7 protein-coding genes are annotated in these 6,458 nt (G+C 61.0%); 6 read left to right on the top strand and 1 reads right to left on the bottom strand.

Annotated features, from left to right (window positions below; translation table 11 throughout):
- Positions 1-839 (bottom strand): alpha/beta fold hydrolase (locus tag A3714_RS01990; protein WP_063527149.1); only part of this gene is annotated, 839 nt, incomplete at its 3' end.
- Positions 840-1,068: 229 nt separating this feature from the next.
- Between A3714_RS01990 and A3714_RS01985 the strand changes: the two genes are divergently transcribed.
- From A3714_RS01985 to A3714_RS01960, 6 genes are all read left to right on the top strand, one after another.
- Entirely contained in the window at positions 1,069-2,325 is a 1,257-nt protein-coding gene (locus A3714_RS01985; RefSeq protein ID WP_062815972.1) for a glutamate-5-semialdehyde dehydrogenase, read from the top strand.
- Positions 2,325-3,008, top strand: coding sequence for a nicotinate-nucleotide adenylyltransferase (gene nadD, locus A3714_RS01980; RefSeq protein ID WP_063509619.1), 684 nt, complete (start codon positions 2,325-2,327; stop codon positions 3,006-3,008). The genes A3714_RS01985 and nadD overlap by 1 nt, the downstream gene beginning before the upstream one ends.
- Positions 2,998-3,354: a ribosome silencing factor gene (gene rsfS / locus A3714_RS01975; protein WP_062815970.1), complete on the top strand. Its 357-nt coding sequence runs from the start codon at positions 2,998-3,000 to the stop codon at positions 3,352-3,354. The genes nadD and rsfS overlap by 11 nt, the downstream gene beginning before the upstream one ends.
- Positions 3,354-3,824, top strand: coding sequence for a 23S rRNA (pseudouridine(1915)-N(3))-methyltransferase RlmH (gene rlmH / locus A3714_RS01970; protein ID WP_063509620.1), 471 nt, complete (start codon positions 3,354-3,356; stop codon positions 3,822-3,824). The genes rsfS and rlmH overlap by 1 nt, the downstream gene beginning before the upstream one ends.
- A gap of 27 nt (positions 3,825-3,851) precedes the next feature.
- A complete protein-coding gene (gene mrdA, locus A3714_RS01965; RefSeq protein ID WP_063509621.1) occupies positions 3,852-5,738 on the top strand; it encodes a penicillin-binding protein 2 in 1,887 nt (628 codons plus the stop codon).
- A partial coding sequence (locus A3714_RS01960; RefSeq protein ID WP_197463344.1) for an FtsW/RodA/SpoVE family cell cycle protein occupies positions 5,735-6,458 on the top strand: 724 nt, incomplete at its 3' end. The genes mrdA and A3714_RS01960, both read left to right, overlap by 4 nt.

The raw sequence follows: 6,458 nt of genomic DNA, 5'->3' as shown, positions 1-6,458 counted from the left end.
GAAAACAGGTCCAGAGACACTTCCCGCTTTTCCAGCTGCGGCAGGTGATCCGCCCCCTTGATCAGCGTGAACTGGGCATTGGGACACTTTTCGGCAAAAGAGGCGTTTTCCCAGGGCAGGGTAAAGCTGTCGAACTCGCCGGTAGTCACCAGGGTGTCGCATTCCGGATACCCCAGCAGCCCTTCCACAGACAACAGACGCCGCCCGTTGATCTTGTAGCGCTCCCGCTCATTGTCGGATAGCTGCTTCATCTGCCGGTAGAACAGCTTGCGGGCCGTGGGCGTAATGCCGGTTTCCTTCATCTTGTCGTAGTTGACCAGGTAGAGCACCACCGCCTGGCTGAATTCATCCATGCGTCCCTGTTCTAGGACACGCACGGATTCTTCCACCAGCATGCGCCAGCTCTTGCGCGGACGGGTAACAATACCCGCCACAATCAGCTTGTCGGTGGCCCGGGGGTACTTGTAGGCAAAGGTGCTGGCAACGGCGGACCCCAGCGACAGGCCCATCAGGTGGACTTTCTCGAGGCTGGACTGGCAAGTGAATTCGTACAGCAGGTCCGCCAGATCCTCCATGCTCAAATCCGGGGCAATCTGGGTGTTATTGCCCAGAGAGGGCAGATCCACCAGCACCACCGGGAAATCCTGGTAGATACGCTCAACACAGTACTTGTAGGAAGTGAAGTTCTGGAAGGCGCCGCCCACCACCAGCAACGGCGGTTTGTGGGCATTATCCGGATGCGAGAACGCCAGGTAATCAATACGCCATTGGCCCACCCAGAGTTGAAACGGGGCAGCTTTAATGGCGGAGCGGGTGTATTCCTGGTAGCGAATGGCCATAAGTCTCTGGCTCCGTTCAAGTTTTTCTTGTTGTATCGGCTACCCTTAACCGGCAGGATGAGGCAGTCCGTGTTACGCCACACAAACGGTACATTCGTACCACAAAATCAATAATTTAGGCCTACTTGTGTAGCAAAGGTTTTCAATTCTTCACCATTTGTGTGCAAGCGTAAAGGACCGGTTGTCGTTATAATGCCGCTCTTGACCACTTTTTTCAGCTTTGAGAACTATGGATATCCAGCAATATATGCAACGCCTTGGCGAGCAGGCCCGCGCGGCTTCACGGGCCATGGCCCGCGCCAGCTCCGGAGACAAGGACAAGGCCCTGGCCGCCATCGCCAGCGCCTTGCGCAGCCACCGCAATGCCGTGCTGCACGCCAACCAGCAGGATCTGGACAACGGCCGCAATAACGGCCTGGATGCCGCCCTGCTCGACCGTCTGGAACTCACCCCGGCCCGTTTCGACGCCATGGTGGAGGGCCTGGAACAGATTATCGGTCTGGCCGATCCGGTCGGCGTGATCACCGATCTGGCCTATCGCCCGTCGGGTATCCAGGTGGGCAAGATGCGCGTTCCGCTGGGGGTCATCGGCATTATTTACGAGTCACGCCCCAACGTGACCATTGATGCGGCGGCCCTGTGCCTGAAATCCGGCAATGCGGCCATCCTGCGTGGCGGCTCCGAAGCCATCCATGCCAATCAGGCCATCGCCGAGTGCATCCGCGTGGGTCTGCGCGAAGCGGGCCTGCCGGACACCGCCGTGCAGGTGGTGGAAACCACTGACCGGGCGGCGGTGGGAGAACTGATTAGCCACCCCGAGTACGTGGATGTCATCGTCCCCCGTGGCGGCAAGGGCCTGATCGAGCGTATCAGCAACGACGCGCGGGTACCGGTGATCAAGCACCTGGACGGCAACTGCCATACCTACATTGATGACCAGGCGGACATCGCCAAGGCCATCAAGGTGGCCTACAACGCCAAGACCCAGCGCTACGGCACCTGCAACACCACCGAGACCCTGCTGGTGGCCAATGCCATCGCCCAGCAGGTCCTGCCGGAGCTGGCGGCCAAATACCGCGATGCCGGTGTCGAGTTGCGGGGCTGCGAGCAGGCTCGCAGCCTGGTGGACGGCATGCTGGAAGCGACCGAGACCGATTGGGGTGAAGAGTACCTGGCGCCGATCCTGGCGGTGAAGCTGGTCCGGGACCTGGACGAGGCGATCGCCCATATCAACCGCTACAGCTCCGGTCACACCGAAGCCATAGTGACGGAAAACTACACCCGGGCCCGGCAATTCCTCACCGAGGTGGATTCCAGCTCGGTGATGGTGAACGCCTCCACCCGGTTCGCCGATGGCTTTGAATACGGTCTGGGTGCGGAAATCGGTATCTCCACGGACAAGATTCATGCCCGTGGACCGGTGGGACTGGAAGGCCTGACCAGCCAGAAGTGGGTGGTGCTGGGCGACGGGCACATCCGCCAGTAGTGCGCCCCGCTCACGACACCACACCACTGGTGCTGTTCGGCGGCACCTTCGACCCCGTCCACCGGGCCCACATCAGTGCGGCCCGGTCGGTGTCCCGGGTGCTTGGCGAAGCCCCTGTGCATCTGCTTCCCAACTCAGTGCCACCCCACCGACCCCAGCCCCTGGCCAACGGTGAGCAGCGTCTGGCCATGCTAAAACTGGCCTGCAAAGGCCACCCACAGCTGATTCCGGACGACTGGGAATTGAAGCAATCCGGTCCCAGCTACAGCCTCCTGACCCTGCAACACTATCGCAAACAGATCGGTGAGCGGCCGCTGGTATTCATGATCGGCGCCGACAGTTTCGCCAATCTGCACCACTGGCATCACTGGCAGGACTACGCCGCCCTCTGTCACCTGGCCGTGGTGCCCCGCCCGGACAGCCCGCTGGCGGACGACCGGGTCCAGGCCGCTTTCCCGGAAGCCGACGCGGACAGTCTGGCAGGACAAGCCTTTGGCCTGAGGTTGATGCTACAGAGGCCGTTTCTGGACGTGTCCGCCACCGCCATTCGTCAGGCGCTGACGGAAAAAGGCGACTGCCCGGCCCTGGACCCGGCAGTTGTTGACCATATTCATCGCCACCATCTGTATAATGTGGCCAAATCCTCCTCCCCCGAATCAGACACGAGGCCTCATGAGCGCTGACACCCCGCTATTGCAACTGGTTATTGACGCACTGGAAGAAGTCAAAGCCCAGAACATTACCCAGCTGGACGTGCGTGAAATCACCAGTGTGGCCGATAACATGGTCATTGCCAGCGGCACCTCCAACCGCCATGTGAAGGCCCTGGCCGACAACGTGGTGGAAGCGGCCAAGAACGCCGGCCACGAGCCCCTGGGCAGCGAAGGCCAGGACACCGGCGAGTGGATACTGGTGGATCTGGGCGACGTGATCGTGCATCTGATGCTGCCCGCCACCCGCGAGTTCTACGACCTGGAACGTCTGTGGCGTAATCCCCAGCATCACCCGGACCGCGAAACCAAAGAATAATGCGACTGTTCCTGCTGGCGGTGGGTACCCGCATGCCCACCTGGGTCACCGAGGGCTTTGCCGAGTACCAGAAACGCATGCCTCCGGACATGCGTCTGGAACTGGAGGAAATCCCCCTGCCCAAACGGACCAAAGGAGACACCGCCAACCAGATACGCAACGAAGCCGACGCCATCCGCAAACGCCTGGAAAAATATCCGGGTGCCAAGGTCGTGGCGCTGGAGGTTAACGGGCGAGCGCTGGACACCCCTGCACTCAGCCGTAAACTGGGTGAACTGAAAGATCTGGGCCAGGATCTGGTCCTTTTGGTAGGGGGGCCGGATGGACTCTGCCCACAACTGTCCGCCAGTGCCCACGAGCGCTGGAGCCTGTCGACCCTGACCCTGCCCCACCCGCTGGTGCGGGTTCTGCTGGCCGAGCAGCTTTACCGGGGCTGGACGCTGCTTACCGGGCACCCCTATCATCGCTGACCTTTGCCCCCTGACGCAGACGCCACCATGCGCCGACCATTAACACTGAAAGACCACCACCAAGAACAGCGCATCTTCAGCGTGCGTCTGGTCGTGGCTGTCTTTCTGGTGTTGTTGCTGACGCTGATCCTGATCAGCCGGATGATCTGGCTGCAGGTCATCCAGCACAGCCGCTATACCACTCTCAGCGATAAAAACCGGGTACAGGTGATTGCTGTTTCACCGCCTCGCGGTCTGATCACCGACCGTGACGGCGTCATCCTGGCGGAAAACAGACCGGATTTTTCCCTGGAAATCGTCATCGAGCAGGCCACGGATCTGGATGCGCTGATCGAAGATCTGGGCACCATGGTGGCGCTTGACGACAGTGATCTGGAACGGTTCCACAAACGCAGGCAGACCGCCAGACGCCCCTGGGAACCCATTCCCATGCGCGCTCGACTCACGGAAGAGGAAATCGCCCGGTTGGCAGTCAACCAACATCGGTTGCCCGGCATTCGTATCTCCGCCAACCCGATTCGCCATTATCCCCACGGCGATGCCCTGTCCCACGTGATTGGCTACGTGAACCGCATCAACAGCCAGGACCTGGAAGCCATGACGCTGAACGAGCAGCGCGATTATGCCGGCACCCATTTCTATGGCCGCAGCGGGGTTGAGCGTTTTTACGAAGATCGTCTGCATGGTCAGGTGGGCTATCGTCAGGTAGAAACCAACGCCCGGGGACGGATTCTGCGCGTGCTTGAGGAACAGCCCCCGATTCCCGGCGAAGACATGCGCCTGCGAATTTCCATGCGTGTTCAGGAAGCCGCCAACAAAGCCCTGGGCGACCGCCGTGGGGCCGTGGTGGCAATTGATCCCCGCGATGGCAGTGTCCTGGCCTTTGTCAGCAAGCCCGGCTTTGACCCCAATCTGTTCGTCACCGGTATTTCCCACAAAGATTACTCGGCCTATCAGAGCGACCCGGACAACCCGTTGTTCAACCGGGCCCTGCAGGGCCGCTATCCCCCCGGTTCAACCATCAAACCCATGCTGGGTCTGGCCGGGCTCGACGCCGGCGTCACCAACTGGCAGCGCACCATCTCCGACCCGGGCTACTATCAACTGGAAAACAACCCCCATCGCTACCGGGACTGGAAACGTTGGGGCCATGGCCGGGTGGATATGCACAAGGCCGTTGTACAATCCTGCGATACCTATTTCTACGATATGGGTTTCAAGCTGGGCATCGCCCGCATGCATGAGTACATGACCAAGTTCTCGCTGGGCCAGCCCACAGGCATCGACCTTTACAACGAATCCCGCGGCGTCATGCCCTCCAAGGAGTGGAAGCGCGCCTACCGCAACAGCGCCTGGTTCCATGGCGACACCATCAACGCCAGCATTGGCCAGGGCTTTGTGCTGGCCACCCCATTGCAACTGGCCACTGCCACAGCGATTACCGCCTCCCACGGGAAGCAGATAGTCCCCACCCTGGGTGGAGAAACACACCCGGTGGAGCGTGACGATATCGTCCTCAAGAATGAAAGCGACTGGGAGAAAATGACCGAGGCCATGGTGGCCGTGACTGGCCCCAAGGGAACCGCTCGGGTGATGGCGGTGGATGCCCAGTATCCCATCGCTGCCAAGTCCGGTACCGCCCAGGTCTTTTCGGTGGGCCAGGATGAGACCTACAACGAAGAAGAGCTGGCAGAGCGAATGCTCGACCATGCACTGATGGTCTCTTTTGCGCCGGCGGAAACACCCGCCATCGCCGTGGCGGTGTTGATCGAAAACGGCCGCCATGGCGGTTCCGTGGCAGGGCCGGTGGCCCGCCAGGTTATGGATGCCTGGTTACTGGATGACAATGGCCAACTGGACGTACCGCCGGTATTCCAGGAATTCCTGCCCGTTCCCACCGAGGTTTCGCCATGAGCCAGCGCGAATATATCCGTCAGATGCCGGGCCAGACCGGAGCCACACTGTCTCCGGGGCTGGCCATGCGACTGCACCTGGATGCCCCCTTGCTGGCGGGCTTGATGGTATTGATGCTTGGTGGCCTGGCTGTCCTTTACAGTGCCGGCGACGAAAGCATGGAGATGGTCGTGCGCCAGTGCATCCGTTTTGGCGCCGGACTCACCGCGCTGTTCCTGCTGGCCCAGATTCCTCCGCGCAGTTACCGGTTCTGGGCCCCGTTTCTTTATACCGCCGGCCTGTTTCTGCTGGTGTTGGTACTGGTGGCCGGCACGGAAGCCAAAGGCGCCCAGCGTTGGCTCAGCATTCCCGGCATCGGCCGCTTCCAGCCCGCTGAAGCCATGAAACTGGCGGTGCCCGCCATGGTCGCCTGGTACTTCAGTGAACGCACCCTGCCACCCAAGCTCATGGATGTACTGGTTGCCCTGGCATTGCTGGGAATCCCCGCCGCCCTGATCGGCATGCAGCCGGATCTGGGTACCGCCATCCTGATTGCCGCCAGCGGGCTGGTAGTGCTGTTCATGGCCGGGCTGTCCTGGCGATTGATCGCCGTGGCCGTACTGCTGGTGGTCACCGCCGCGCCGCTGATGTACTTCTTTGTCATGCACGACTACCAGCGCAACCGGGTGGACACCTTCCTGAACCCGGAAGCCGACCCGCGGGGTACCGGCTGGAACATTA

Origin of the sequence: Alcanivorax sp. HI0007 (assembly GCF_001635525.1) — a bacterium.
In the GTDB taxonomy this organism is placed as follows: domain Bacteria; phylum Pseudomonadota; class Gammaproteobacteria; order Pseudomonadales; family Alcanivoracaceae; genus Alcanivorax.
The sequence above is the reverse complement of the archived record's forward strand: the minus strand, read 5'-3'. Positions and strand labels throughout refer to the sequence as shown.

Bases quoted from the DNA above. Each gene is read 5' to 3' on its own strand.
- A3714_RS01985 (WP_062815972.1), top strand. From the start codon at position 1,069: ATGGATATCCAGCAATATATGCAACGCCTTGGCGAGCAGGCCCGCGCG.
- rsfS (WP_062815970.1), top strand. From the start codon at position 2,998: ATGAGCGCTGACACCCCGCTATTGCAACTGGTTATTGACGCACTGGAA.
- rlmH (WP_063509620.1), top strand. From the start codon at position 3,354: ATGCGACTGTTCCTGCTGGCGGTGGGTACCCGCATGCCCACCTGGGTC.
- mrdA (WP_063509621.1), top strand. From the start codon at position 3,852: ATGCGCCGACCATTAACACTGAAAGACCACCACCAAGAACAGCGCATC.